General features: G+C 47.2%; 25 protein-coding genes. 16 read left to right on the forward strand and 9 right to left on the reverse strand.

Annotation, left to right across the window (positions count from 1 at the left end):
• Window positions 1-154 precede the first annotated feature (154 nt).
• Window positions 155-1,081: a tRNA 2-thiocytidine(32) synthetase TtcA gene (gene ttcA / locus QL223_RS16045; protein WP_281545294.1), complete on the forward strand. Its 927-nt coding sequence runs from the start codon at window positions 155-157 to the stop codon at window positions 1,079-1,081.
• Between the two features lie 62 nt (window positions 1,082-1,143).
• Here the strand turns inward: ttcA and QL223_RS16050 are convergent, their stop codons facing one another.
• The 3 genes from QL223_RS16050 to QL223_RS16060 are packed head-to-tail and all read right to left on the reverse strand — an operon-like array spanning window position 1,144 to window position 3,368.
• Window positions 1,144-1,788 carry a DUF2987 domain-containing protein gene (locus tag QL223_RS16050; protein ID WP_281545295.1) on the reverse strand — a complete coding sequence of 215 codons (645 nt, stop codon included), beginning with the start codon at window positions 1,786-1,788 and terminating at the stop codon, window positions 1,144-1,146.
• A complete protein-coding gene (locus QL223_RS16055; protein WP_002537162.1) occupies window positions 1,785-2,558 on the reverse strand; it encodes a glucosaminidase domain-containing protein in 774 nt (257 codons plus the stop codon). The genes QL223_RS16050 and QL223_RS16055 overlap by 4 nt, the downstream gene beginning before the upstream one ends.
• Window positions 2,559-3,368 carry a hypothetical protein gene (locus QL223_RS16060; protein ID WP_002537163.1) on the reverse strand — a complete coding sequence of 270 codons (810 nt, stop codon included), beginning with the start codon at window positions 3,366-3,368 and terminating at the stop codon, window positions 2,559-2,561.
• A 342-nt stretch (window positions 3,369-3,710) separates the two neighbouring features.
• Here QL223_RS16060 and potA point away from each other — a divergent pair, with 342 nt between their 5' ends.
• From potA to QL223_RS16080, 4 genes are all read left to right on the forward strand, one after another.
• Window positions 3,711-4,826, forward strand: coding sequence for a spermidine/putrescine ABC transporter ATP-binding protein PotA (gene potA, locus QL223_RS16065; RefSeq protein ID WP_002537165.1), 1,116 nt, complete (start codon window positions 3,711-3,713; stop codon window positions 4,824-4,826).
• A complete protein-coding gene (gene potB / locus QL223_RS16070) occupies window positions 4,810-5,667 on the forward strand; it encodes a spermidine/putrescine ABC transporter permease PotB (RefSeq protein ID WP_192815496.1) in 858 nt (285 codons plus the stop codon). The genes potA and potB overlap by 17 nt, the downstream gene beginning before the upstream one ends.
• Entirely contained in the window at window positions 5,664-6,434 is a 771-nt protein-coding gene (gene potC, locus QL223_RS16075) for a spermidine/putrescine ABC transporter permease PotC (protein WP_002537168.1), read from the forward strand. Before potB ends, potC begins: the two co-directional genes overlap by 4 nt.
• Before the next feature lie 122 nt (window positions 6,435-6,556).
• Window positions 6,557-7,597 carry an extracellular solute-binding protein gene (locus QL223_RS16080; protein ID WP_002537170.1) on the forward strand — a complete coding sequence of 347 codons (1,041 nt, stop codon included), beginning with the start codon at window positions 6,557-6,559 and terminating at the stop codon, window positions 7,595-7,597.
• Window positions 7,598-7,649: 52 nt separating this feature from the next.
• Here QL223_RS16080 and cobB read toward each other — a convergent pair whose 3' ends face one another.
• The gene (gene cobB, locus QL223_RS16085; RefSeq protein WP_281545296.1) at window positions 7,650-8,366 is read right to left on the reverse strand and encodes a Sir2 family NAD+-dependent deacetylase; all 717 of its coding nucleotides are present in this window, start codon (window positions 8,364-8,366) and stop codon (window positions 7,650-7,652) included.
• A gap of 213 nt (window positions 8,367-8,579) precedes the next feature.
• Between cobB and QL223_RS16090 the strand changes: the two genes are divergently transcribed.
• The 11 genes from QL223_RS16090 to QL223_RS16140 all read left to right on the forward strand — a co-directional run bounded on the left by QL223_RS16090 (window position 8,580) and on the right by QL223_RS16140 (window position 21,050).
• Complete coding sequence (locus QL223_RS16090; RefSeq protein ID WP_281545297.1) at window positions 8,580-9,833, forward strand: porin; 1,254 nt, start codon at window positions 8,580-8,582, stop codon at window positions 9,831-9,833.
• 139 nt (window positions 9,834-9,972) lie between these two features.
• Window positions 9,973-10,269 (forward strand): hypothetical protein, encoded by a 297-nt coding sequence (locus tag QL223_RS16095; protein ID WP_239643948.1) that lies wholly within the window; start codon window positions 9,973-9,975, stop codon window positions 10,267-10,269.
• Complete coding sequence (locus QL223_RS16100) at window positions 10,253-11,881, forward strand: sensor domain-containing diguanylate cyclase (RefSeq protein ID WP_281545298.1); 1,629 nt, start codon at window positions 10,253-10,255, stop codon at window positions 11,879-11,881. The genes QL223_RS16095 and QL223_RS16100 overlap by 17 nt, the downstream gene beginning before the upstream one ends.
• 80 nt (window positions 11,882-11,961) lie before the next feature.
• Window positions 11,962-12,411: an NUDIX domain-containing protein gene (locus QL223_RS16105; RefSeq protein ID WP_046302634.1), complete on the forward strand. Its 450-nt coding sequence runs from the start codon at window positions 11,962-11,964 to the stop codon at window positions 12,409-12,411.
• A 78-nt stretch (window positions 12,412-12,489) separates the two neighbouring features.
• Window positions 12,490-13,209, forward strand: coding sequence for a DUF3581 family protein (locus tag QL223_RS16110; RefSeq protein ID WP_281545299.1), 720 nt, complete (start codon window positions 12,490-12,492; stop codon window positions 13,207-13,209).
• 135 nt (window positions 13,210-13,344) lie between these two features.
• On the forward strand, window positions 13,345-14,169 hold the full coding sequence (locus QL223_RS16115) for an HDOD domain-containing protein (protein WP_281545300.1): 825 nt from the start codon (window positions 13,345-13,347) through the stop codon (window positions 14,167-14,169).
• 206 nt (window positions 14,170-14,375) lie between these two features.
• Complete coding sequence (locus QL223_RS16120) at window positions 14,376-15,149, forward strand: (Fe-S)-binding protein (RefSeq protein WP_281545301.1); 774 nt, start codon at window positions 14,376-14,378, stop codon at window positions 15,147-15,149.
• Window positions 15,146-16,576, forward strand: coding sequence for a LutB/LldF family L-lactate oxidation iron-sulfur protein (locus QL223_RS16125; protein ID WP_281545302.1), 1,431 nt, complete (start codon window positions 15,146-15,148; stop codon window positions 16,574-16,576). The genes QL223_RS16120 and QL223_RS16125 overlap by 4 nt, the downstream gene beginning before the upstream one ends.
• A complete protein-coding gene (locus QL223_RS16130; RefSeq protein WP_281545303.1) occupies window positions 16,573-17,247 on the forward strand; it encodes a lactate utilization protein C in 675 nt (224 codons plus the stop codon). The genes QL223_RS16125 and QL223_RS16130 overlap by 4 nt, the downstream gene beginning before the upstream one ends.
• 2 nt (window positions 17,248-17,249) lie before the next feature.
• On the forward strand, window positions 17,250-20,081 hold the full coding sequence (locus QL223_RS16135; RefSeq protein ID WP_281545304.1) for an FAD-binding and (Fe-S)-binding domain-containing protein: 2,832 nt from the start codon (window positions 17,250-17,252) through the stop codon (window positions 20,079-20,081).
• Between the two features lie 228 nt (window positions 20,082-20,309).
• The gene (locus QL223_RS16140; protein ID WP_002537192.1) at window positions 20,310-21,050 is read left to right on the forward strand and encodes an FCD domain-containing protein; all 741 of its coding nucleotides are present in this window, start codon (window positions 20,310-20,312) and stop codon (window positions 21,048-21,050) included.
• A 56-nt stretch (window positions 21,051-21,106) separates the two neighbouring features.
• Here QL223_RS16140 and QL223_RS16145 read toward each other — a convergent pair whose 3' ends face one another.
• The 5 genes from QL223_RS16145 to QL223_RS16165 are packed head-to-tail and all read right to left on the reverse strand — an operon-like array spanning window position 21,107 to window position 26,458.
• On the reverse strand, window positions 21,107-22,285 hold the full coding sequence (locus tag QL223_RS16145) for a cytochrome and DOMON domain-containing protein (protein ID WP_281545305.1): 1,179 nt from the start codon (window positions 22,283-22,285) through the stop codon (window positions 21,107-21,109).
• Window positions 22,282-23,250, reverse strand: a complete 969-nt coding sequence (locus QL223_RS16150) for a cytochrome c (protein ID WP_002537196.1) — start codon at window positions 23,248-23,250, stop codon at window positions 22,282-22,284. Before QL223_RS16150 ends, QL223_RS16145 begins: the two co-directional genes overlap by 4 nt.
• A gap of 2 nt (window positions 23,251-23,252) precedes the next feature.
• Window positions 23,253-24,080 carry a carbohydrate ABC transporter permease gene (locus QL223_RS16155; RefSeq protein WP_002537198.1) on the reverse strand — a complete coding sequence of 276 codons (828 nt, stop codon included), beginning with the start codon at window positions 24,078-24,080 and terminating at the stop codon, window positions 23,253-23,255.
• A gap of 12 nt (window positions 24,081-24,092) precedes the next feature.
• Entirely contained in the window at window positions 24,093-25,061 is a 969-nt protein-coding gene (locus tag QL223_RS16160; RefSeq protein WP_281545306.1) for a sugar ABC transporter permease, read from the reverse strand.
• A gap of 53 nt (window positions 25,062-25,114) precedes the next feature.
• Window positions 25,115-26,458, reverse strand: a complete 1,344-nt coding sequence (locus QL223_RS16165; protein WP_039849710.1) for an extracellular solute-binding protein — start codon at window positions 26,456-26,458, stop codon at window positions 25,115-25,117.
• Window positions 26,459-26,516 lie beyond the last annotated feature (58 nt).

The raw sequence follows: 26,516 nt of genomic DNA on the forward strand, positions 1-26,516 counted from the left end.
TGACTTTAAGTCTATTTCCCTTCGGCACTGGCATCCTGCCACGAAATCCGTATCATACGCGCCTAACCTTCGCATCGGGGAGCGATGTGCCATTACCATATGCCATTGGCTGGCTTGATCGCGTAGAGAAATTTTAGAGGCACTTAGTATTAACATGTCGAATCAAGAAATCACCAAAGCACAAAAGTACAACCAGAATAAGTTGCAAAAGCGCATTCGCCGTAAAGTCGGCCAAGCCATTGCTGACTTCAACATGATTGAAGACGGCGACCGTATCATGGTTTGTCTGAGTGGCGGTAAAGACAGCTACACCATGCTGGAGATTCTGCAGAGTCTACAGAAAAGCGCACCGATTTCTTTTGAACTCATTGCAGTAAACCTGGATCAGAAGCAACCGGGTTTTCCTGAGCACGTGCTGCCTGAATATCTTGATGGTCTTGGTGTTGAGTACAAGATTGTAGAAGAAGACACCTACTCGATTGTTAAAGACAAAGTGCCAGAAGGTAAAACCACCTGTTCACTATGCTCTCGCCTGCGTCGCGGTATTCTTTACCGCACAGCTAAAGAGTTAGGTGCAACTAAAATTGCACTGGGTCACCACCGTGATGACATTCTGGAAACCTTGTTCCTGAATATGTTCTACGGTGGCAAGATGAAAGGCATGCCACCTAAGCTGGTTTCCGACAACGGTGAACACGTTGTGATTCGTCCTCTGGCGTACTGCCGTGAGAAAGATATCGAGCGTTATGCAGAAGCCGCTGAGTTCCCAATTATTCCTTGTAACCTGTGTGGTTCGCAGCCAAACCTGCAACGTCAGGTGATCAAAGAAATGCTGCGCGATTGGGACCGTCGTTTCCCAGGTCGCATCGAAACCATGTTCCGAGCAATGCAAAATGTGGTGCCATCGCACCTGGCTGACTTCGAACTGTTCGACTTCAAGAGCATCGATAAAGATTCTGGTGTCATTAATGGTGGTGATACTGCGTTCGATAAAGAACAATTCAGCGATACACAACCATCAGAAGACGATGTAGTTGAATTTGATCCATCGCTGAAACTGGACGTGGTTCAAGTGAACTAAGCAGACCAACAGAGACAAAAAAGCCCGCAGCAGCGGGCTTTTTCTTTTTTAAAGGCCAGAGGCTAACTTTGCGGAATCCAAGGCGTCACTTTCAGCGGCTCTTGCGGGAAGAAGACACGCTCCCCACTCTTTAACTCCGAAGCGCGTATAACAGCGGCCTTGCCATTTACATCGATTGTGCGCCCTTCTGAGGTTTTCAGCTCAGGTTGTGCATCAGCAAAATGTACAGTCACACCTTCCACTTCCGGCATAAACCAAGAAGCAAACATACCGCCTAAATCCTGCATCATGGTCGTCATCTGAGGAACCAGGTTATTCACCTCTTCTTCCGTCACTTCAGAACCAAAACTGCTCTTTGCCAACACCTGGAATGAAATATCACAAGCTTGGGTGCCAGCAGTTTCAATAAACACATCCGGATTCACTTTACGCAGGTGGTTATCAATGGGAAGTGGTAGCTCTTGTGATGCTGGGATCTCAAACTCTTCGTAATGTGCTTTTTTGGTCATCCAGGCTTTGGTGATTTGACAAGTCGCCCCTGAAGAAGGAGAAACCATAAAATACCCAATTTTTACGTCTGGATGGTTTTCACCATAGTTATGCTTAAGCTGGGTGTATAGCTTGCTATAACTGAACTTTACCTGCGCCGCAGCAGCAGGTGCTGAAATTACAGCTGCCAACAAGACAGCCGTAAGTCCTTTAATCATCCTTGGCTCCAATACTTCTCGTTGTATCGAATCATGCTTTGCACTTCTTCGACATAAGCTTGGCCGCGTTCAGAATAACTTTTCAATCCATTAGCCAAAGCAACGCCGGAAATCGGCTCACCTGATTTTCTCAAGTCAGCTCGGATATCCCGCAACTGGGCATACGCTTTATTGCGGTTGACGTTAAGGAAATACGCGCGGATTGATTGGTAAGTGTCTTTGAACACGGCAACTTCGTGGGTTTTACCCTGCGAACGTGCGCTTGGCACCATGCCGCAGCCCGAAGTGTAACACCACTGCCCAAAGTAGTTATTTCCTTCGCGGGCAAAGCGTGATGTGCCCCACCCAGATTCTTTCGCTGCCTGAGTCAGAACAAGGTCAGCCGGGATCACATCGACACGTTTTAATGCTTCCTGATACCACGCCTTGTCGGCACCGGCTTCAGGTAAAGGCAGATTAAAGAGCTCTGCCACACGTGCAACAAACGCTTTGTCTTCTTGATTTGGAGCTTTACCTTTATCTAGTTCAATCAGACGCGCTCGTGCATCTTTGATCAGTCCGTTGACGTAATTGATGCCGGGTTTCATGAAAGCCACGAACGCTTTTTTCTTCTCATCGACTATCTGGTAAGAGCCAAAATCAGGCTTCACGACCATCGAAGGTGGTGGTGAAGCCGGCTGTAGATTGTCTACTGTGATGGGAGATTGTGGGGCGTCGCTACACGCAGAAATAAACAGAGCCGAAGCCAATACAGCATGGGAAAGCTTCATTTACGCGTTGAAAACCTCTTTATTACCGCCATCAGAAGAAGAATCGTCATCTCCCTCCTGTGACACGGTCACTTCAATACCAACACCGAACATTTCACGGTAAAGCACGCCCTTCACATTGAACATGAAAGGTAGCGCCCAGACCAAGGCCAAGCCTGCCGTCGCATATGAAAAGACAAACAAGATAGCAATGACGATGTAAACCAAGGTCAATGGTATCAGTTTTTTTATAATCGCCCTAAATGAAACGATCATCGCCTCCACCGGGCGCAGCCGTTTTTCACAGATAAGCAGAATGGTCATGGAAAAGGTAATGCCGAGGAAAATGCCCAGCAACGGAATGAGTTGGCTGCTGAAGCTTTGTAATGCGTTGATAAAGCTCATTGCCAACGTCACTGCCAAACCATAAGCCAACCCTTTTATGATATGCCTAGGTTTGGTTCTAAAGCCTATCGCGTGGCTTAAACCCATCAGGCTCGCACCGGCATAAAGTGGTGCGGATAGCACGGTGGCCGCGAAAACAGCAATTCTGGCCGACGCCATAAGATCAGGCGTCATTTGCTGCTTGCCTATAAAGGCTTCCATCACCGAATAAGGCGTGCCATTCATGATGGTCAATGCCACAAGAAAAATCAGAATGTGCGCAATGGTCAAAATCACTGTCGCTGGCAGAAATTGCCAAAAATGCTTTTGCGTTAGCTTAACGGCTTCTTGAACCACGCTTGAAGCACTCAAGTTGTAATCACCACTCAGCGCATTTTCTAAGGTACCGCCAACGTGCAGTGCGTTGCTCAACTGTTGTTTATTCATAACAAAGTAACTTTTGTCTTTAGCCTAAGAAATTTCCCCACTCTTAAAGTTATAGGTGATATTTTTTGGATGCGTCTCAAGGTGTCGCATTTTTGGACGTCACATTAAGGGTCTATACTTGCGGGCGCCCGCGTCCTCAAATGGATGATGCAGGTCACAAGAATCGGTTTTGTTCGCGGTTTCTACATTTTCTTATGCCGCGTCAATTCAGGGCGAAAAATTCCCGATAAAACACAAAAAAACGCTTTAACTTCATGATTCGCACGTCTATCATGCGCGGTCTAATTTTTAGGGGAATTTTTACTTAGCTAATCGCCCGTGGTGTAAGGAGTGAGAGTAGAATTGAACGCAACACAACCAATTAAAAAACCCGTTGTCCAGTTAAAAGGACTGTGTAAGAGCTTCGATGGTAAAGAGATCATCTCTAACTTCGATCTTGAAATTAACAACGGTGAGTTTTTAACAATTCTAGGTCCGTCAGGTTGTGGCAAGACCACAGTACTTCGTTTGATTGCTGGTCTTGAAGATGCAGACGATGGCCAAATTATCATTGATGAGCAGGACGTTACTGCTATCCCCGCAGAACATCGTCATGTTAATACCGTTTTCCAAAGCTATGCATTGTTCCCGCACATGACAGTGTTCGATAACGTTGCTTTCGGCCTGCGCATGCAGAAAGTCGCTGAAAGTGAAATCGAACCACGTGTGACGGAAGCCCTTCGCATGGTTCAACTGGAACAATTTGCACCACGCAAACCTCATCAACTTTCGGGCGGTCAACAGCAACGCGTCGCGATTGCTCGCGCTGTCGTGAATAAACCAAAAGTACTGCTGCTTGATGAGTCCCTCTCTGCGCTGGACTACAAACTGCGTAAGCAAATGCAGATTGAGCTGAAACAACTCCAGCGTAAGCTTGGCATTACTTTCATCTTCGTTACTCACGATCAAGAAGAAGCGTTGTCGATGTCCGATCGCATCATCGTAATGAAATCCGGTGAAGTGGTTCAAGACGGCACACCTCGTGAAATTTACGAAGAACCAGCAAACCTATTCGTTGCTCGCTTCATCGGTGAAATCAACGTGTTTGACGCTGATGTTATTGCCCGTATTGATGAAGAGCGCATTACTGCCACCATCGAAGGCCGTGAATGTCAGGTTTACTGTAAGTTGGACGTTAAAGCGGGTGACCGCGTGAAGGTCCTGCTTCGCCCTGAAGATCTGCGTATCGAAGAAATCGAAGCGGCAGATTCTGGTAATGGCATTATCGGTTACGTTCGCGAGCGCAACTACAAGGGCATGACGCTGGATTCAGTGCTTGAGCTGGAATCTGGCATGTCAGTCATGGTCAGCGAGTTCTTCAATGAAGACGATCCAGATGTAGACCACTCTTTGGATCAGAAAGTCGCGATTACCTGGGTTGAAAGCTGGGAAGTGGTACTGCCTGATGAAGAAGCTTAATCTCCAAAACGCCATCATTGGCGTGATTGTAGGTTGGTTGCTGCTGTTCGTGTTTATCCCGAACCTGATGATTATTGTCACCAGCTTCCTGACCCGCGATGACGCAAACCTGATTGAGATGACCTTCACCTTGAGCAACTACGCCAAGTTGATGGATCCGCTCTACGCGAAGGTGGTTTGGCATTCATTCTATATGGCAGCCATTGCTACCCTGCTCTGTTTGCTGATTGGTTACCCATTTGCGTACATTATTGCGCGCATGCCAGTGAAATGGCGTCCTGTGATGCTGTTTATGGTGATTATTCCTTTCTGGACTAACTCACTGATCCGTACTTACGGCCTGAAAATTTTTCTGGGTACCCGTGGTTTGCTTAACGAAGGCCTGCTAACGCTGGGTATTATCGATAAGCCACTACGTATTATGTACACCGAGTATGCGGTGATGATTGGCCTGGTTTATATCCTGCTGCCATTTATGATTCTGCCGCTTTACTCAAGCATCGAGAAGCTGGACAACAGCTATCTCGAGGCGGCGAAAGACTTAGGTGCAAGCAAGCTTCAGGCATTTATCAAAGTTATTTTACCTTTGACCATGCCGGGCATCATCGCTGGCTGTCTTCTGGTTCTGCTTCCAGCACTGGGTATGTTCTACGTATCTGACCTGTTGGGCGGCGCGAAGAACCTGTTGATTGGTAACGTCATCAAGAGTCAGATCCTCAATGTTCGTGACTGGCCGTTTGGTTCAGCAGCGAGTATTTCCCTGACTGTATTGATGGGTCTTATGCTGTTCGCCTACTGGCGTGTTGGCAAACTGATTAACAAGAAGGTAGAGCTGGAATGAGTAAGTTTTTCCGTACCAGCTTTATGTCGCTGGTCTATGCGTTCTTATACATCCCTATCGTCATTCTTATCGTTAACTCGTTTAACGAAAGTAAATTCGGTATGGAGTGGAAGGGTTTTACTACCAAGTGGTACACCCTGCTTTTGAATAACGACAGCCTGGTGCAGGCGGCGTGGAACTCACTGACAATCGCAGTGTTTTCTGCAACTGCAGCGGCAGTTATCGGCAGTCTGACTGCTGTTGCCCTGTTCCGCTATCGCTTCCGCGGTAAAGGCTTCGTGAATGGCATGCTGTTCGTGGTAATGATGTCTCCTGACATCGTGATGGCAATCTCGCTGTTGGCGCTGTTCGTGTTGATGGGCGCGCAATTGGGGTTCCTGACCCTGCTGTTATCGCACATTACTTTCTGTTTGCCGTTTGTAGTGGTGACGGTTTACAGCCGACTGAATGGTTTTGATGCGCGTATGCTTGAAGCAGCGAAAGACTTAGCTGCGAGCGAGTGGACGATTCTGACGAAAATCATTCTGCCTCTAGCTGCACCTGCGGTTGCTGCGGGCTGGTTGTTGAGCTTTACCCTGTCTTTGGACGACGTCATTGTTAGTTCGTTCGTGACGGGTCCAAGCTATGAAATCTTGCCACTGAAAATCTACTCAATGGTTAAGGTTGGCGTTTCTCCGGAAGTGAATGCTCTGGCGACGCTGATGCTTATCGTCTCTCTCGTGCTGGTTATTTGCTCTCAAATGCTGGCACGCGACAAAGTGCGATAATGATACGAGGGGAGCAATCTTGAAGGTTGCTCCCCTCTGTTGTTTTCGCATTTTTCAGTCACGGATGGCTTGAACCACCCGTTATTCTCAATAATACCAATGAAAAACTACAGGAGTTGTCGATGAAACCCTGGTCTAAGTTTGTGCTGGGAAGCGCACTGTCCTTCTCTCTTTTCTCTCACGCTGCGATTGCAGAAGAAGAGCTCTATTTCTACAACTGGTCTGAATACATTCCTACCGAAGTGCTTGAGCAGTTCACAGAGGAAACTGGCATCAAAGTCATTTACTCAACCTACGAGTCAAATGAAAGCATGTATGCAAAATTGAAAACACACCCTGAAGGTTACGATCTGGTTGTGCCATCGACTTACTATGTGAAGAAGATGCGCGACGAAGGCATGCTGCAAAAAATCGATAAAAGCAAACTCAGCCACTTCGACGGCCTTGATCCAAACAACCTGAACAAGCCGTTTGACCCAGATAACCAATACTCTATCCCTTACATTTGGGGCGCTACAGGTATTGGTGTAAATACAGACTTTATTGAAAAAGATTCTGTTAGCTCATGGGCCGACCTTTGGAGTCCTAACTACGAAGGCCAACTGCTGATGATGGATGACGCTCGTGAATTCTTCCATATCGCTCTGACCAAACTCGGCTACTCGGCTAACACCACCAACCCGGAAGAAATCAAAGCGGCTTACGAAGAGCTGAAGAAGATCATGCCAAACGTGCTGGTGTTCAACTCAGACTTCCCAGCAAACCCTTATATGGCAGGTGAAGTTGCACTGGGTATGCTTTGGAACGGTTCTGCTTACATCGCTCGTAGCGAAGGCGCACCTGTAGACATCGTATGGCCGGAAGAAGGCGCGATTTTCTGGATGGATAGCCTCGCGATCCCTGCAACGGCTAAAAACGTGGACGCTGCACACAAGATGATCGATTTCCTGCTTCGTCCAGAGAATGCAGCGAAACTGGCTATCGAAATCGGTTACCCAACACCGGTTAAAGCGGCTTACCCTCTCCTGCCGAAGGCGTTCAAAGACGACCCAAGCGTTTATCCACCACAAGATGTGATGGAAAAAGGTGAATGGCAAAGCTCAGTTGGCGAAGCGAATGTGCTTTATGAAGAGTACTTCCAGAAGTTGAAAGCGGGTCAGTAACACACAAAAAGCGGCCAGTGGCCGCTTTTTTTTCACTCAAATTGAAACCAGGTCAATCTTGCAGTGCAAGAATCTCTTCAACCAGTTCAGGAACCAAAACGCTAGCCTTTCCATAGCGCTTTTCATCAAATTCGCTCTCTACTGCACTTGGCTCCAGATTCACTTCAATCGTTCTCGCACCATTAATGGCCGCTTCGTGCACAAACCCTGCAGCAGGATAAACAGAGCCCGACGTACCAATCGAAATAAACAGGTCTGCTTCTACCAAAGCGGTATGGATCTTGTCCATATCAAGTGGCATTTCACCAAACCAGACAACATGTGGCCTCATGGGCGATGGCATTTGGCAGCAATGACATAGGTCATCGACCATGATGTCATCTTTCCAGTCCAACACCTGATTAGAGCCACTACAGCGCGCTTTCAATAATTCGCCATGCATATGGATAATGTTTTCGCTTCCTGCGCGCTCATGAAGATTGTCGATGTTTTGCGTAACGACCATCACCGAACCTTCAAGCTCCCGTTCCAGCTTTGCCAATGCTTCGTGAGCAGGGTTGGGAGCAACACCAGACTGAAGCTGTCGGCGTCGCTGATTGTAAAAGGTTTGCACCAATGCTGGGTTTCTCGCGAAACCTTCCGGTGTGGCAACGTCTTCGATGTGATGCTCTTCCCATAAACCATCTTGCGCCCGAAAGGTACGAATCCCCGACTCCGCCGAGATACCTGCACCAGTCAATATGACAATGTTTTTATAGGGAAATTGCATGTTGGGCTTCCTTTCTGGTCGTGATTTCTGCGCGCTTATTCGTGTCATTCTTTGGCTAGCGCTTTAATCCTTTATATCACTGTTGGTATTGGCAAAACAGGGTGACGGGACTAGACCATGGTCGAAATTCCACATAAAACAAGATTTAACGAGAGAAACCAGAAATATGTCTTATATTTAATAAGTGTCCCAAACATGAATCGGAACGACTAATTGCGACCGCTCAAACTCACATTACTTGCCGCTTCAGCAGCTACATTAGCTTCAGGTCATGCTGCGGCTAATGAGCACGTCAAGGTCAGTGGGTTCGGAAATATATCTGCCATTCACTCAGGCTCCGAAGATTTTGGTTTCGTTTATGACCTAACCAAAGAAGGTGTCTTTGACGAGTGGAGCCTTAAAGCGGGTTCTGCGGTCGGATTACAACTTAATGCCAATCTCTTCGATAATTGGGACTTCGTGATTCAGGGGGTTGTTCAGGAACGCATAGAAAACGATTTAAATAAGAGCATTACCTGGGCCTTTCTTCGATACAAAATCTCTCCAGATGTGACCGTCAGAGTCGGACGTATCGCCACTCCGATTTATATGTTGTCAGAATACCGCGATGTAGGTTTTGCTTACCTATGGACAAAGCCTATCACGGATTTCTACGCCAATATTCCTGTTACCAGCTTGAATGGTGGTGACATTGCTTACACCACCCCATTCGCAGATGGCGTCATAGAAGCCAAAGTGTTTGGTGGGCAGTCCGAAGTATCCATAAACACCGTATTTAGCTCGTACGAGGTGACATTGTCACCTCTGGTGGGAGCAAAGGTTAGTTTTCTGTCTGATCTATGGAACCTCTCAGCGTCGGCAGCCTCGGCCAAAGTTGATGAGGGAAACCCAGCGGCGTCTTTGATCGCTTTAGCTGGAGGGAACACGCAAATTTTAGCAGCGTGGCCCTCACTTCAAGGCACATTGCAGGACTTTGAATTTGAATCAACATGGTTTCGCTACTATTCGGTCGGCGCTCAATATGAAACCGGAGACTGGAACGTACAAACCGAATTGAGTTATACGGATGCAGACTGGCCTTTCTTTCCAGATTTGATGGCGGGATATACCAGCCTTGGAAAAACAGTTGATGACCTCACCATTTACGGTTTCGTTTCAAAAGCAAAATCAGTAGGCAACTTCTACGAATTAGAACCACCACCTGGCAACGTTTTATCAGTGCCAGAGATCAGTTCTGCATATGGGGTAATCAAGTCCAACCTAGATGCACGAGTGATCGACCAGGAGACGCTCGGTGTTGGAGCGCGTTATTACATCAATCCACAGCTATCACTAAAAGGACAAATAGAAAGAACTTGGTTGAACAACGATAGGATCGGGGGCTGGTCAGTAACTGAAAAAAGCCTAACAAAGCCAGTACCTGAATACATCGATACCTTCTCTATAAGCCTGAGTTTTGTGTTCTGACATGAAAAGATTTGTATTCGCGATACTCACATTGATATGGCTAGCATGGTCTCCAGGAGTCCGTGCAGAGTTGGTTGTGGTTGTGAATGCAGAAAACCCGCTAAGCTCTTTGTCCTCTCGGCAGTTGATAGATTTGTACATGGGTCGTTACAACTCCTATCCAAATGGAGAATCAGCGAACACAACCGATCTTCCCGAAAAAAGCAAAGAACGTGAGTATTTTTATCGGATGCTAGTCGGCAAATCAGCTGCGCAAATTAACGCTTACTGGGCAAGGTTACTTTTTACTGGTAAGTCAGAGCCTCCACAGACCGTTCGTTCTTCCGCTGACGTCATTGCTTTAGTAAAAGACAACAAGAATGCGATTGCTTATATCAACGAAGCCGATCTGGTTGATGGTTTGAAAGTGGTATATCGATTTGAAAATACTCAATAAACGCATACACATTCGGGTTGCCACCGGGGTGGCCACAGGGGCGCTACTCTTCTCGATCTTCGCTTCCATCACTTGGTTCTACATCTCCTACCACCAGGAAGTTGACCGGTCACGCAGCCAGATACGCCAGGTTATCACCACCATTGAGCAAACTGCCTCGATAGCGATGTATTTAGGTAACAAAGAACTGGCAGAAGAAGTACTTAGAGGGCTTGAGGCGAATGACATTATTTCTGCCGCGCGACTAACTAGCCAAGATGGGTTATCCGCCTCGTTTTCCGGAAACAGCGAACTTGACCAAACCGACACAGCCATCATTTTTCCTATTATTTCTCCTTTTGATGAAAACGAATTCGTTGGTGATCTTTTGGTGTACCCAAACCAAAGGTATATCGAAAACAATGCGATATCGTTGGCAAAGATTCAGGTTATCGTACTGGTTTTCTATTCGGTGATCATCGCCCTGCTTACTCTGGTTATCGTCAACCGCATCCTGACGGAGCCAATGAAAAACATCGCGAACCGCTTCCACTTAATAACCCCCGGCGACGCCACAAGGATTGATGTGCCTATCGGCCACAAAGAAAACGAAATAGGTGCGCTGGTTGGCGACATCAATGGCCTGTTAGACGCCGTAAACAACCAGATAGACAATGAGCGGGAGCTAAGGGCAGAAACGGAAAATCTCTCTAAAAAATTCCGCTTTATATTCGAGCGCGCCAGTGCCGGCATTGGTTTAATCGATGCCAGCAATAAACTCATCGTTGCCAATCCAGCGCTACTCAGACTGCTTGGTCAAACCTTTATCGTCGATGCAGAGCGATTCAATAAGACTGACTTCACCAGTTACTTCAACGACCCTGCCGAAATTAAAGAGTTCATTGAAGAGTTTTGGCTCAAGCCAGGTAACCAGTTCAGCGCCATGGACATTCAACTTAAACACAAAGTCCGTGCCGCCGACCGCTGGGTGCATTGTCTGTTCTCAAAAGTCGAAGACATTAATAATCCAGATGATAGCCTGCTTGAAATCGTGCTTTATGACATCACCGAGCGCGCTGAACGAGAGCAAAACATTATCTATGAAGCAGAACATGACCCAATTACCCAACTGCTCAACAGACGGGCTGGCATGGCGAAATTGGAAGTGTCTCTGGAAGAAGCTGAAAAGAAACAGCGTAAGTTTGCGGTACTGATGATTGACTTGGATGGCTTTAAGCATGTTAACGACACATACGGGCATGATGCGGGTGATAAGGTGATTATTGAAGTTGCTAAACGCATCAAGCAATTCTTCCGTGGATCAGATGTCGTCGCCCGTTGGGGCGGTGATGAGTTCTTGATTGGCTTCTCTTACAACCCGAATTATGAAACGGCCGTGTCTGATATCGCGTCAGACCTCCAGTTCCAGATTGCTCTTCCTGTAGAAATCGGCCACGAGCAGACTGCCAGTGTCGGTTCAAGTATCGGTATCAGCGTTTATCCCGATAACGATGAGACCATCAGTGCCCTTATCGAACAAGCCGATGAAGCCATGTACTACGTGAAAAATAACGGTAAAAACTTCTTCCGTTTCTACAAAGCGGAAGAAGCGACTGCATCTGCAAATCGTTAAACTATCTCAACAAGGAAATAGATCCTTACTCTCCTACTCTGTATTCTTCTTTGAATCTTCAAATGGAATGGAAGCTTGTGATGCATCCCCTTAGAGTTTCTGTGCGTGCTGTCTGCTATCGCGAAAATACGATTTTGCTGGCTGAACACCGCGATGAACGCGGCCTTTGGTACATCATTCCCGGTGGCGGTATACAACACAATGAAACGCTGGACGTTGCCTTTAAACGAGAACTTTTAGAGGAAACCGGTGGCGAAGCAGACATGGGAGACATTCTGTTTGTTCGCGAAGTCATTGCTGATGAATTAGACACAACTTACCTTCCTAAACACCTTCATCAAATTGAATTGTTTGTGGAAGCGACTAACTTTCGTCAGGTGACAGAAGCCTCTGAACTCGACAAAGACCAAATTGGAATGGTTTGGATGCCTCTTAATAAGTTGCCTGAATTATTGTTTTTTCCGAAAACCATGGTCAAAGCACTGCAAACAAAATCCTTCGATCGCATATATCAAGGACACATTCTGTAACTGGCTAGACCATTTAGTACTATTCACTCAGTTACAATGCCCAGCAAGATTAACAGTGGACATCCACCAAAAGAGATCATGCAGTTAAATAACTACTTCAGCCAAAAAGATGGCCAGTTCGTTTTCACTCGCCAGCAAGCCAGCCATTTCGCCAAACTCGTTGCCGGTGACTTCAACCCAATACACGATGAAGACTCGAAGCGATTCTGTGTTCCTGGCGACCTTCTGTTCTCTGTTCTCCTCGCAAAAGCGGGTATCAGTCAGAACATGAAAGTGAGCTTCGCAGGCATGATCTCCGATAACCTCGGTCTCAATATTCGTGAAGACGACAACGGGAACCTCGATGTGGTCGACGCGAATGATAAATGCTATCTCACCATGCACCGTGAAGGTGAAAACCTTGTTGACGAGAAGCTGGCGGCAAACGTCGCTGAAAACTATGTGAAGTTTTCCGGCATGAACTTTCCACACATCATGGTTCCTTTGATGGAAGAAAGCGGCATGATGATCAATCCAGACCGCCCGCTGGTGATGTATGAGAGCATGGAGCTCAATTTCAAGCACCTTAATTTCTCTAACCCTACTGTAGAGCTGACCCACTCCAGCATGGAAGTTTCAGGTAAGCGTGGAGCTGTCATTTTGGCTTTCGCCTTTAAAGAAAATGGTGAAGTGATTGGCGAAGGGAAAAAGAAAATGGTGTGTAGCGGCTTAAGAGAATTTGAAACAACAGCAGTCGATGCGCTAGTTGATAAATTTAACAGCCGAAAATCCGAATTTTTATCAGCACTGCCTGCATAACCTGTACGACATACCATATGAACCCCGATTCATTCGGGGTTTTTTATTTGCGTCAATGTCTTATGCTCAATATTTAGTCACACTTTTCACACACTGTTCTATATTTAACTTATCAATAGCGCGCTGGAGTTAAATATGGCAACTGCGAATCTACTCTCTCATATCGATAAGCTCCCAAAGATTCCAAAGGTCGTTCAGGAACTGATGGATTTGGTGAACAGTGACGGTTCTGACATGAACCAAATCTCTGAAAAAATGGCAATGGATCAGGTGATAAGTGCCCGCGTGTTACGCCTGTCGAATTCTGCTCATTTTGGACGTGGAAGAAGCGTTAGTTCTGTCGACGAAGCTGTTATTCGCCTGGGACTTGGCCCAATTAGAACCTTGGTCACAGCATCAGCGCTGATGAGTACCTTCCCCAAAATTGAAGGACTGGACTTAAATGCCTTTTGGGGCTCCACTTTCGAAGTTGCGACCTTATGTAAATCCGTGGCTAAGGAATTGAAGGCGGATCAAAACGAAGCCTTTACCGCGGGTATGCTTCATAACATTGGCGACCTGCTGATTTACACCGTTTACCCTGATAAAGCTCAAAAGGTCGAGTTACACATGGAAGCGGGCAAAACCAAGCCGGAGGCGCAACAAATCGTCCTAAATACCGACAATGCAGAGCTTGGCGGTCAACTGGCAAGAAGTTGGAAATTCGCAGATACCCTCGTCGATGCAATCGCTCACCAATATGGGGCTGTTCAAGGCGACAACTTCTCTCAATTGGCTGCTATTATCAACTTCTCATCAAAAGTCGATGATAAATGGGATGATCTTGTAGATGGCGAAGCCAAAATAACCTGGCTTAACCATCAACTGGAATACAGCATGCTTGGCCTGAATGAAAGCATTGTAGAGACCATAGATGACATCCGCGGTGCAGGTCGAGAAATGGCAGACTCGCTGCTGTAAGTCTTTCCCCGCAACAGATTGAAAAGCGCCTTTTGGCGCTTTTCGCACATCTAGCATCCATTAAGGCACATTTGGAAACAATAAATTCATTTAATGCTATTTATCGAAAGGTAGTCGGTGCATATTCTCAAATTCTAATAATTAGAAAATCCAGTCGCCGAAAGAGTGACTAGAACTCAATGAAAGCAATGTCGCGAGGACAGCAAATGGAACAACCTCGGATTTACCCTGCAAAGCCACGGAAGGTTTACCTCTACGCCACTTGTCTGGTGGATGCTTTTGACCCTGACACTGGGTTAGATGCTATATCTCTGTTAGAGCAACAAGGCATAGACGTCGAGTTTGTTCCTAAACAAACCTGTTGTGGACAGCCTGCTTACAGCTCGGGCTATACGGAAGAAGCCAGAGCCGTTGCTGAACACCAAATGGCTCTGTTTCCAGAAAACATTCCCGTGGTCATTCTTTCCGGCTCCTGTGGTGGCATGATGGTTCATCACTATCCTCGCCTGTTTAAAGATCATCCCCTTGAAGCTACCGCAAAGTCTTTTTCGGCACGTGTTTTTGAGCTCACCGAGTTTCTGGCCAATGTCTGTCGCGCACAATTCAAAGACCAAGGAGAACAAACCACCGTCGCTATGCATACCTCTTGTGCCGCACGACGAGAAATGAACGTACACGTTTACACCGCACATTTGCTGGGACAACTCGACAATGTGGAAGTGAAACATCCCCAGTATGAAGAAGAGTGCTGCGGATTCGGTGGCACTTTCTCTGTTCGCCATCCGAACATCAGTGAAGCCATGGTGGATGACAAATCAAACAACCTGAAAAACACCGGCGGCGTTGAATTCGTCAGCGCAGATTGGGGTTGCATGCTCAATATCAATGGCGCACTGGAATACAAAGGCGAAACCTTCAAGGGTAAACATATCGCCCGTTTTTTGGCCGAGCGCACCGGAACCGCAGGAGGTGAACAATGAGTCACAATACGCCTGAACATTTCCACCTGCAGGCACAAGAAGCGCTGGGTGACAAAGAGCTTCGACAGAATTTCCGTGGAGCGATGGACTACCTTCGTGGCAAACGGCGTGACGCCTTTCCTGATGCAGCCGAAGAAAAAGCCGTGCGCGACCGTGCAGAAGCGATTCGTCAGCGTTGTTTAAGCAAGCTGCCTGAGCTATTGGAAAAGCTAGAAACCCAGCTCATCCGTAACGGCATTCATGTTCACTGGGCACTCAACGCTGATGAGGCCAATGCCATTTTCAGTGAAATTGCGGAGAAGCACCAAGCCACGATCATGGTAAAGGGGAAATCTATGGTGAGTGAGGAGATTGGCCTCAACCACCACATGGAAAAGCAAGGTGTACGCTGTTTGGAAAGCGACATGGGCGAGTACATTGTACAATTGGACGGTGATACCCCTTCGCACATCATCATGCCCGCGATTCACAAGAACAAGCAGCAGGTGTCGGATACCTTCGAGCACAACCTAAACGATTTCAAGCCAACGACCGATGTCGATACCTTAATTCAAACTGGCCGCAATGCTCTTCGTGAGGCCTATCAAGAAGCTGAGATTGGTGTTTCAGGTGTTAACTTTGCCGTGGCTGAAACGGGAACCCTTTGCTTGGTCGAGAACGAAGGCAACGGTCGCATGTGTACCACTATTCCCAGCGTCCATATTGCCATTACAGGTATCGAAAAGGTGGTCGAGTTCCTGTCTGACGTACCACCGCTCTACAGTGCCCTAACCCGTTCCGCCACTGGCCAGAACATCACAACATACTTCAATATGATCAGCAGTCCACGTAAAGAGGGCGAGTTCGATGGCCCTAAAGAAGTCCACCTTATTTTGTTGGACAATGGCCGGACTCAGGCTTATCACGATGAAGAACTGCGTAAAACACTCCAATGTATTCGCTGTGGTGCTTGCATGAACCACTGTCCGGTTTATACCCGCATTGGTGGCCACGCCTACGGCACAGTCTATCCTGGCCCCATAGGGAAGATTATCTCCCCGCATCTGATGGGCATAGACAGCACCAAGGAGCTGATTACCGCATCCAGCTTATGTGGTGCCTGTGAGGAAGTGTGTCCGGTTCGCATTCCTATCCCTTCCCTACTCCAGCGTTTACGTCAGGAATCTAAGAACAAGCCGGAAACAAGTCATGATGCTTTAAAGGGACAAAATGCGGCCAGCAATACGCTAGAAAAGGCTGCGATGAAAAGTTTCGCTTTCGCCGCCACTCACCCATCGCTCTACCACTCAGGCCTCGATGCCGCGAGAAAGATGAACGGACTCATCCCGAATCATCTCGGTAACTGGACGCAGTGTCGCGTGAAGCCGAAACTCGCCAAAACCTCGCTTAAAACCAAGCTCGCACAGCGCAACGGAGGCCAAAAATGAAAGCACAGAGTCAACAAGCCCGCGCTTCAATCTTCGCTAAGTTGAACGCGGCACCACGAGCGCCGAAAAGCAATGAATTGCCAGCGTGGCAAGCCTGGTCATCGGAAAACAGTCAAACACGCGTTGAACGCTTACTGGGATGCATGGAGGCAAGCCACACGGAAATTATCCGCACCGAGAAAGGAAGCATTGAGACTGCGTTGACAGAATGCATTCAAAGTAATGGATTCGGCAAAGTGCTGTTTTCGAAAAACAGTCCGTTGAAGGAGGCCGTCGCAAATCAATGCCCTAACGCAACGGCGATCAAATATGACCAAACTATGGAAGCGCTGAAAACCACCTTGTTCCAAGAGGTCGATGCCAGCGTTAATGTGATTAAAGCCGCTATTGCCGATACTGGCACCCTCGCCATTGTTACTGGCGAAGACGAACCGCGAGCCCTGTCACTGGTTCCCCCTGTTCATATTGCTATCCTTCATGAATCTGACATTGTGTCTAATTTCAGCGAGTTAATGGCTTCTACTTTTTGGAAAGAAGCGGGATGGGAGACCCAACCACCAACCAATTTGGTATTGGTTTCTGGCCCTTCAAAAACAGCAGATATCCAACAGACACTCGCCTACGGCGCTCACGGACCGAAGCGCCTGATCCTGATTTTGGTTAAGGAGTAACCATGAGCCAAACATTGGCTGACTCAATCTACAATACCCTTCAAGAAGCGCTGCAACAAAGGATTCCACTGCAACGCCTCATCACGGATGAAACCCGTCGTTTAGCTTATGGTACGGATGCCAGCTTCTATCGTTTAATCCCTAAAATTGTCACGCAGGCGGATAATTTAGAGGATGTGGTATTCATCATTCAAACCTGTGGCGAACTAAATGTTCCGTTTACCTTCCGCGCAGCAGGCACCAGCCTTTCCGGTCAAGCGGTGTCAGATTCGGTGTTAATTACGCTCACAGATAACTGGCGTAACCACACCATTCTCGAAGACGGTGAGAAAATCCGGCTACAGCCAGGTGTGATCGGCGCTGATGCCAACCGCTATCTCGCCCCTTTTGACCGAAAGATTGGGCCGGATCCTGCCTCTATCAATAGTTGCAAAATCGGTGGTATTGCGGCGAACAACGCCAGTGGCATGTGCTGTGGTACTGCACAGAACACCTATAAAACCGTCGAGTCGATGAAGATCGTTTTTCACGATGGATCCCTTCTCGATACCGCAAATAGTCAATCGGTCGACCAATTTAAACAAAGCCACCAGCATCTGATTGAAGGTATTCAGTCACTCTGTGATGACGTGAACGCGAATCACGAGTTGAAGTCCCGCATCGCTCATAAATACCGCTTAAAAAACACCACCGGCTATGCACTCAACGCCTTGATTGATTTTTCTGACCCTATCGATGTGCTGACGCACTTGATGGTGGGCTCTGAAGGCACATTGGGCTTTATCGCTGAGATCACTTATCACACCGTGGTAGAGCACCCGAACAAAGCATCAACCTTGTTGGTGTTTAACGATATCGAAACCGCATCCAATGCCGTCACCGCACTTTCTAAAACGCCAGTTTCTTCGGTAGAAATGATGGATGGACGCGCATTGCGTTCCGTGGCAGACAAGCCCGGCATGCCTAATTTTCTGCCGTCACTGACACTCGAACATTGTGCCTTGCTGGTGGAGTCCCGCGCCGCGGATCAGGAAACGCTCGACCAGCAATGCGACGCTATTCTCTCGTCCATCGCTCAATATGAAGTGCCACATCAAGTCGAATTCACCTCAGACGCTCACACCGTCGCAACATTATGGGGGATTCGTAAAGGCATGTTCCCTGCCGTTGGCGCTGTCCGTGAAGCGGGTACAACGGTAATTATCGAAGATGTCGCCTTCCCCGTTGAACGTCTAGCATCAGGCGTGCGTGAACTGCAGGCATTGTTTACCCAATACGATTACCACGAAGCTATCATCTTCGGCCATGCACTTGAGGGTAACCTGCACTTTGTCTTCACACAGGGGTTTGATTGCGAAAAAGAAGTTGAACGCTATGGCAAATTTATGGACGACGTAGCGCAACTCGTTGCCGTGAAATATGGCGGCTCTTTGAAAGCAGAACACGGTACAGGCCGTAACATGGCGCCTTATGTCGAATTAGAATGGGGAACTGATGCCTATTTACTGATGCAACGCATTAAAACCTTGTTCGACCCCAAAGGGTTGCTTAATCCCGGCGTGATTATCAATGATGACCCTAATGCTCACGTAAAAAACCTGAAACCCATGCCAAAAGCGGATGATCTTGTTGATCGTTGCATCGAATGTGGTTTCTGTGAGGCTGTGTGTCCTTCAAGAACACTTTCACTGTCCCCAAGACAGCGTATCGTCATGTATCGTGAACTTAGTCGTTTAGAGCGCGATGGTTCTAAAGAGCGATATGCAGAGCTTCAGAAGGCTTTCGATTACCTTGGTGTAGATACTTGCGCCGCAACGGGGTTATGTGCTGACCGCTGTCCTGTCGGCATCAACACCGGCGATCTCATCAAGAAAGTGCGCGCAGAAAAGTACAAACGCTTTACGCCGATTGCGACCTGGACCGCTGATCATTTCTCCGCAGTTACAGCCATGACGCGATTCGGTCTGAGCACCAATAGAGTGATGCAGAAAACGCTGGGCAATAAAGCGCTTGGCTCGACCGTCAATGGACTTCGTAAACTGACCAAAGGAAGAACCCCAACCTGGCATGAAAGCTTTCCTGTTGCAAATAGTGCCCCGGTCGAGCCATCTGCTGTCGCTAAAGAGAAAAAAGTCGTTTACTTCCCCTCCTGTGCCTCTCGCAATATGGGCAATGAAGTGACCAGTGATGACAAACGCTCACTAACAGAAGTGACATTGTCACTTCTTGAGCGAGCGGGATATCAGGTCATTACACCAAACTCACTCAAATCACTTTGTTGCGGTATGCCCTATGACAGCAAAGGCATGACGTCGATCACCAAGAGTAAAAGCCAAGAACTGGAAGCCGTACTTTGGCATGCAAGCCAGCACGGGAAAATTCCGGTTCTGATGGATACCAGCCCTTGCACCAAACTCAGTAAGGAACACTTTTCCCAAACCATGAATATCATGGAGCCAGCAGGCTTTATCATGGAGCACCTTATTGATGAGCTGGATATCCAGCCACTGGATGAAACCGTCATGCTTCATATCACCTGCAGTTCGCGGCGGATGGGATTGGCGGACACCTTGCTGAAAGCTGCCAAAGCCTGTGCGAAAGATGTGATTGAGCCGGAACATATTGAGTGTTGTGGCTTTGCCGGCGACAAAGGCTTTTTCACTCCAGAGCTCAATGAATCTGCCCTTTCACCGCTCAAAGCTCAAATTCCGGATGGTTGTACGCGGGGGTTCAGCAACAGCAGAACCTGTGAGATTGGATTAACTCATCACAGCGGTATCCCATATCGTAACATCTTGTACCTATTGGATGAGGCTTCCACGCCAACAAACTAAATAGATTGATTTTTACTCACCAAAGAGCAGCGGACAACGTCTCTGCTCTTTATCTCTTTTAACTGTCTCCTCATCACGATCACGCCTGATCAATTGATATCCATACAAATCTCGCAAGTACTACAAAAATCCATTCGTTTTCTGGTATGCTTTAAAGACCAGTTAACCATCAATCTGCTTTTGTTTTTAGTCGACGCTACCGCGAAGAAAGTAAAAGGCTTGCCCATTATGTCTCTGTTATTTTTAGATAATGAACACAAACTAAGAAACAAAACCAAAAAAGAAATTCTTGCTGAAAAAATTTTGGAAATGATTTTCACTGGACTATTGAGAGACGGTGACGAGCTCCCCAGCGAACGAGAGCTATCAAACACTTTTGGTGTAAGTAGAGAAACGGTTCGCGGCTCATTAGGGCTGATATCCGAGTTCGGCTTGCTTAACATCTCACACGGTGCAAAAACAACCATTAACAGAACAACAGACCTCCTACAAAAATGTCAGGAGCTGAATCCCAGCCTGTCAGATCTTCAGATAAACAATCATGATATAGATACCGTATTTGAAACCCGGAAAATCATTGAACGGGCGATTGTTAGAAAAGCGACTTTGAATATCGATGAGTTTGGCCTCAAGACCATGGCCTCGCTGCTTGAACAACAACAAAAGCTCTTCGATCAACCCGTCCACTTTCAACTGTCTGATAAACAGTTCCACCGTTTAATTGCCGAATGCGTTCCTAACGAATTACTCAACAAATACGCCCAAGAGCTCTATGCCTTTGGCCTTCAATTCAGGCGTGTTGTGCTGTCTGTCGATGGAAGCATCGAGAAGAGTTATAAAGAACACGTGAGGATATATCAGGCTTTAGAAAACCGAGACCCAGACAGAGCGGAAGAGATGATGGTCAACCACCTCAATAGCGTTTACGACACGACACTAGAGGTAATGCGTGGTAAAAGTGGTTTTTGAGGGTGTATTGATACCCAAACAACCTGGAGACTTAGGCTTCAGTGAGTTTGGGTATATTACTCTTCGTATGGCCGCTTACTAAATCTGTTGCCAGGGTGAGACCGGCTAAAGCCCCATATAGCGTGGTACGTATCTATCCAACGGTGCTGGAGACTGAATAGCACATACGCACCAACCATGAGTACTTCCATAACAAGCAACGAAATATAAGCCCAGGCGCCAAGGTTGAAGAGAAAGAATCCTGTGTACAAACATAGATGTGAGGCTATTAGCACAACATAGCCCATCGATTTGTGTAACCACTCAAAGAGCCGACGATACAGTGTCATGTTGTAGTGATCGCCATACCACATGTTTCTGGGCACAGGATTCCCGTCATCATCAACAGGTCCTCCTTTTGTTCCCCTTGCCCAGCCATATCCTCCCTGAATAACTGATAGTGCCAACACTGCTATGCCTACCTTTGCATGTAGGGTTGAAAGGTCAAAACCGCCAATACTCCAAACACTAAATCCAAATGCAATGATAGACAAAACAATAACACCGGCATGACCTAACCAGTGAGTGACCCACCAAAACTTGTTATCGAGAGCAATTGGAAAGTTTTGCCCAGGGGTAACCTTGAAATAACGTGTGACTGTAATAATGATTGGAGACAAGATCCCCCAGCTCAGTACCAGTAAAAGCGCATGAAGGATAATAAGGTTTGAAAAGCTTCTTTGCGTTTGCTCACCACTCTCAAAATGAATTTGCTGTACCCCATATTCTGGGTGGAGGCCAAACGACTTGTTCCCACCAACGGCCCACAATAAGTCAGTAAATTGAGATGGATTAATCACCACGTCCATGCTGTCGCCGGTATCCAGCATGCGTTCAAATACCAGTATGGTCTCGTTATCTTTGAACTCAATGGATGAGCCGGTGATATTCTGTTCAGGGTCGTCATTGATATCGAACTGAAGTCTGCCCGACATGTGACTATCGACAACGAGAGCCTTATCTATGTATCCAATAACCGCATCGGCATTTGTCATCGTCTTACCGAAGCCAAGTCCAATCCAGACTTCGCCAGGATGAAACGCTTTAATTTTTATGGCCTCGTCATCCAACGACCAGCAGAGAGTGAGGTCACTGTCGATAAGCCTTGCCTGATTCTGGTACGTATTACACTGCGTGGCTTCCTCTGCATTAGATAAGAAAGAAAACAGCATAAGAATTGTCAGTAAAAGTTTCACCGTTCTCCTCCTTCCTGAAGTGACTGAAAGTATGCCGTCATTGCATTCGCGTCTTCATCGCTGAGCTTTGAGGTAATCTCGTCAACCACAAGTGCCATCTCTCCACCAGTGTAGTTTCCGTCTGGTAACAACCCTGTTTTCAAAAAGCGACGCCAATCCTCTTTGGACCACTCTCCGAGCGCATCTGAAGAATTCATCAAACTCGGCGCTGGATTGAATTCTCCTATTTCCACACCATGCATCCATTCGTCACGCACAATGCCTCCCAAAGCATCCCTTGGGGTATGGCACTCGCCACAGTGGCCCAGTGCTTCCACTAAATATGCTCCACGCAATAGTTCAGGAGATACCGAGTTTCTCAATGAAAAAGCGATGTCGTCGTGGCCGGCATAGAGGGCATTCCAAATTCCTAGCCCAGAGCGGATGCTAAAGGGAAACGGGAGTTCCTTCTCTTCTACTTTTTCGGCCACTGGAGCAATGCTGGCATCGATATATGCTTTAAGGTCAACGATATCTTGGTCGCTCATACGCGAATATGTGGTGTATGGAAATGCCGGATAGTAAAAATGACCATCAGGTGAAATACCCTTTCTCATCGCCCCTTCAAACTCGGCGACACTCCATTTCCCAATACCAAAGGACTCGTCCGGCGTGATATTGGAAGATAAAAGCGTCCCAAATGGCGTTTTTATCCTCTTCCCACCCGCTGCAGCTTTTGCGCTATTCCCTAAACCCGTATGACACGCTGCGCATCCGGACAAATGATAAACATACTCGCCATTTTTTATGTCTGGGGTCAGTAAAGCGAGATCAGGATTTTTAGCATCTATAGCGATATTGGGGTAAACGAGTAACGTGACAAATATGCACGCCCCCATGGCTAACACAATCGATGCAAATGCAATCACCCTTTTCTGCCAACGACACAGAGGTTTGATAGCGAGTTTGTCTAACAACCACCTCATTGCTACCCCTTCACAGCACCGGCAGTCATCCCCGAGATAATCTGTTTCGACGCAATAAAGGTAAAGATGATGGGTGGAATCGCCAACAGCACACCCATGGCCATGATGGCCCCCCAGTCAATGTTGTATTCCGTCAATGAATTCACAATATACACGGGGGTTGTCCTCGTACTTCGGTCCGAAATAGCGTTGGCAATAAGGAACTCATTCCATGCAATTCTGAATGTGAAGATCGAAGCTGCGGCTAAACCTGGTTGAATCACGGGCAAGATGATGTGGAAAAAAACCTGGAAGGGATTTGCACCATCCATCCTTGCTGCTTCCTCTAACTGAATGGGTATCTGAGTAATGAAGCTCTGCAATATCCATATAACAAATGGTAAGTTCATCGCTGTGTAGATGAGAACAATACCGTTGAGAGTGCCATCAATCTGATAATCGAAAGTCCATATACCGAAGACAGGAACCAGCAACACAGCCGGTGGAACCATTCGCATCACCAACGTCGTCATTGAGACCACATCCCTGCCGAAGAACCGATACCGCACAATGGCATAAGCTGCCATGCAACCCGCCACTAACGTTATCGCAGTTGATACGATAGCCACATACAGTGAATTACTGACGTTGTTCACCAACGAACGGTCATCAAGCATAGTTGCGTAGTTCTGCAACGTTGGAATAAAAAACCATGCCGTGCTATCGCTCATGATGTCCACTTTCAACTTGAAAGACGTCATGAACATCAGGACGATCGGCCCCAATGAAAAAACGACAAGTGAGAGGAGTACCGAGTAGTACAGGACCGTGTTTACTGTGCTTCGTTTCATGTCCCAATCTCCCTAATACTTCTCTGCTGCAGCTTTCATTTTGCTGCTACGTGTTTCACGCATTTTGTTAAAGACAAACATCACAATGGTGATGATTAACACCAAGCCCAGAAGCATGTTTGAAAGTGCTGCTGCAAGACCAAGCTCTTGACTATCGGTGACCGTTTTAAAAATCCTCAGGGACAGTATTTCAGTTGATAACCCTGGCCCGCCATTGGTAAGGATCATGATGACTTCCAGTACCTTGAATGCATCGATTAGCCTCAATAGCAACGTAACGATAAGAACAGGAAGCATAAGTGGAATCTTGATGTGCCAAATCAAATTCCAGTTGTTCGCCCCATCCAGGCGCGCGGCTTCTACCACGGAGCCGGACAGAGACTGGAGTGCCGCCAAGGAAAGGATCATGACAAAGGGGGTCCACTGCCAGATGTCCGCGAGAATGATAGAAAATAGAGACCAAGACGGATCGGACAACCAAGGGACACTCTCAAAGCCCATGGCATTAAGCATTTTGTTAAATATTCCAAACTGCGGGTTGTACATGTAGCGCCAAACTAAGCCAACGGCGATGGGGGCAATCATCATTGGGAGAATGAATATCGTCCGGTAAACGGACATCCCCTTCATTGGCCTTTCCAGCATCAACGCCAAACCAACACCTAATGCCATCTCCAGTAGCACGACGGTGAAAGCGAAAGTGACAGTGACAAAGAAAGATTCTAAAAATCCAGCGTCCTGAAGCAGCCAAATATAATTATCCAGCCCTGCAAATTCGGCATCGGAAAAAGGCTGGCTTGGTCTCCAGTCAAAGAAGCTGGCAAACATCATGTAGCCGACCGGATAGACCAGGGCGAAAATCAGAATGACTGCTGCAGGTGCCATGAATAGGTAAGGGGCAGCGTTGTTAAGGAAGTGACGTAATGTCCGCCGCTCCGTTTTTTCGCTTTTGCCCAACGACAATGAACTCATAATTTGCATTTTCCAGTTCCGTTGGATAGTTAGAGGCAGGCGGTTAGCCTGCCTCCCTATTTTTATTGATAAGTGTAATAGCCTGCTTTTTCCATGATCGATTTGGCGGTGTTGTTAGTTCTATCCAACGCCTCCTCGATAGTGATTTCTCCCGTCATCGCTTTGGATAGATTGGTGCCCAACTCAGTATTAATTTGCCCCCATACAGGGATGATTGGTCGCCAGTCGGGGTCGGCGTCCTTGAGCGCCTCTCCGAAAATTTCCATTTGGGGGAATTTAGCGACGACGTCAGGATCTTGGTGAGTAGAGAAGCGTGATGGGTTGCCCCCTGCTAGCGCGATCATCTTGTCTGCTTCCTTGGAGGTCAGCCATTGCATCAATAAGAACGCCGCATCTTTATTTTGAGCATTTTTAGGAATAGCCAGACCAAACCCACCGGTTTGCGAAGCCCGTCGCTCACCCATAGGGTGTTTTGCCCAACCAACCTTACCTACGATTTTTGATTTCTCTGGATCGTCAACTTCTCCAGCCACAATTGTCGTGTCTAGATACATCGCAGCCTTTCCTTGCAAGAAAGCATTTTTCGCTTCAGACAATCCAAACGACGTACCACCTTCGGGGCCACACTCTAGAATTTTCTTGAGCGCTTCAGCGGCTTTGATGCCTTCTGGGCTATTGATGGTGGGATTCCACTCGTCATCGAATATCCTCCCACCCAACGGTGCTAGGTGGAGCAGATAAGCATGAGAAATTTGGTGCCCTGATTTACCACGTGTCGCTAAGCCAACCATTCCTGGTTCGAGTTCTTGTATTTTACAAGTGGTCTCAAGTAGCTCTTCATAAGTTTCAGGCACTTTAAGGCCATGCTTGTCAAAAATGTCTTTCCTATAGCCAAGTACGGAGGTTTCAGAGCCAAATGGAATACCGAACAAAGCACCTGTAGGGCCCGGTAGGTAACCTTTCTTACCCCCAGCAACACCTACGTTTTGAACGTAGCCATCAATGAGGTCATCGGCATCATAGTTGGGATCAGACAGCTTTGGATTCATGAAGAAGCGAGCAAGCGGCTCTATCTGGTCAGCTGATACATAATCCGCTTTTGAGAAAACAACATAAGCGATCAGATCGTAGTCACCTTTCCTTTTTGTAAGCTCCAGTGTTTGCTTCTGGCGCATGGCCAAATACTGAAGTTGGTCGACTTCAACATCTATCCCAGTTTGCTTTTCAAATTCCGGGAGCACCTTCATCACGGCATCATAGTGAGGGTGTGCTGGGAAATTCACGACCAATGTTTCACCCTCATATGGCTTGTAAGGGTTCGCTAGCGAACTGGCCGAAAACATCATTCCTGTGCAAGCCAGCAACGAAATGGCACAACTCTTCAGATTTCTTGCATTCCTTAACATTTCTCCTCCCGCATAACTGCTTGGGGTAATTGGTGAGTAATGAATAACACTTCCCTGT

The organism is Grimontia sp. SpTr1 (genome assembly GCF_947387585.1).
Lineage (GTDB): Bacteria > Pseudomonadota > Gammaproteobacteria > Enterobacterales > Vibrionaceae > Enterovibrio > Enterovibrio indicus.

Excerpts from the sequence above, each read along its gene's own strand:
- QL223_RS16060 (WP_002537163.1), bottom strand. The coding sequence starts at position 3,368 with ATGAATAAACAACAGTTGAGCAACGCACTGCACGTTGGCGGTACCTTA.
- ttcA (WP_281545294.1), top strand. The coding sequence starts at position 155 with ATGTCGAATCAAGAAATCACCAAAGCACAAAAGTACAACCAGAATAAG.
- QL223_RS16120 (WP_281545301.1), top strand. The coding sequence starts at position 14,376 with ATGGAACAACCTCGGATTTACCCTGCAAAGCCACGGAAGGTTTACCTC.
- QL223_RS16105 (WP_046302634.1), top strand. The coding sequence starts at position 11,962 with ATGCATCCCCTTAGAGTTTCTGTGCGTGCTGTCTGCTATCGCGAAAAT.
- QL223_RS16140 (WP_002537192.1), top strand. The coding sequence starts at position 20,310 with ATGTCTCTGTTATTTTTAGATAATGAACACAAACTAAGAAACAAAACC.
- QL223_RS16080 (WP_002537170.1), top strand. The coding sequence starts at position 6,557 with ATGAAACCCTGGTCTAAGTTTGTGCTGGGAAGCGCACTGTCCTTCTCT.
- QL223_RS16095 (WP_239643948.1), top strand. The coding sequence starts at position 9,973 with ATGGGTCGTTACAACTCCTATCCAAATGGAGAATCAGCGAACACAACC.
- QL223_RS16055 (WP_002537162.1), bottom strand. The coding sequence starts at position 2,558 with ATGAAGCTTTCCCATGCTGTATTGGCTTCGGCTCTGTTTATTTCTGCG.
- QL223_RS16155 (WP_002537198.1), bottom strand. The coding sequence starts at position 24,080 with ATGAAACGAAGCACAGTAAACACGGTCCTGTACTACTCGGTACTCCTC.
- QL223_RS16160 (WP_281545306.1), bottom strand. The coding sequence starts at position 25,061 with ATGCAAATTATGAGTTCATTGTCGTTGGGCAAAAGCGAAAAAACGGAG.
- cobB (WP_281545296.1), bottom strand. The coding sequence starts at position 8,366 with ATGCAATTTCCCTATAAAAACATTGTCATATTGACTGGTGCAGGTATC.
- QL223_RS16135 (WP_281545304.1), top strand. The coding sequence starts at position 17,250 with ATGAGCCAAACATTGGCTGACTCAATCTACAATACCCTTCAAGAAGCG.
- QL223_RS16050 (WP_281545295.1), bottom strand. The coding sequence starts at position 1,788 with ATGATTAAAGGACTTACGGCTGTCTTGTTGGCAGCTGTAATTTCAGCA.
- QL223_RS16125 (WP_281545302.1), top strand. The coding sequence starts at position 15,146 with ATGAGTCACAATACGCCTGAACATTTCCACCTGCAGGCACAAGAAGCG.
- potC (WP_002537168.1), top strand. The coding sequence starts at position 5,664 with ATGAGTAAGTTTTTCCGTACCAGCTTTATGTCGCTGGTCTATGCGTTC.
- QL223_RS16115 (WP_281545300.1), top strand. The coding sequence starts at position 13,345 with ATGGCAACTGCGAATCTACTCTCTCATATCGATAAGCTCCCAAAGATT.
- QL223_RS16150 (WP_002537196.1), bottom strand. The coding sequence starts at position 23,250 with ATGAGGTGGTTGTTAGACAAACTCGCTATCAAACCTCTGTGTCGTTGG.
- QL223_RS16165 (WP_039849710.1), bottom strand. The coding sequence starts at position 26,458 with ATGTTAAGGAATGCAAGAAATCTGAAGAGTTGTGCCATTTCGTTGCTG.
- QL223_RS16110 (WP_281545299.1), top strand. The coding sequence starts at position 12,490 with ATGCAGTTAAATAACTACTTCAGCCAAAAAGATGGCCAGTTCGTTTTC.
- QL223_RS16130 (WP_281545303.1), top strand. The coding sequence starts at position 16,573 with ATGAAAGCACAGAGTCAACAAGCCCGCGCTTCAATCTTCGCTAAGTTG.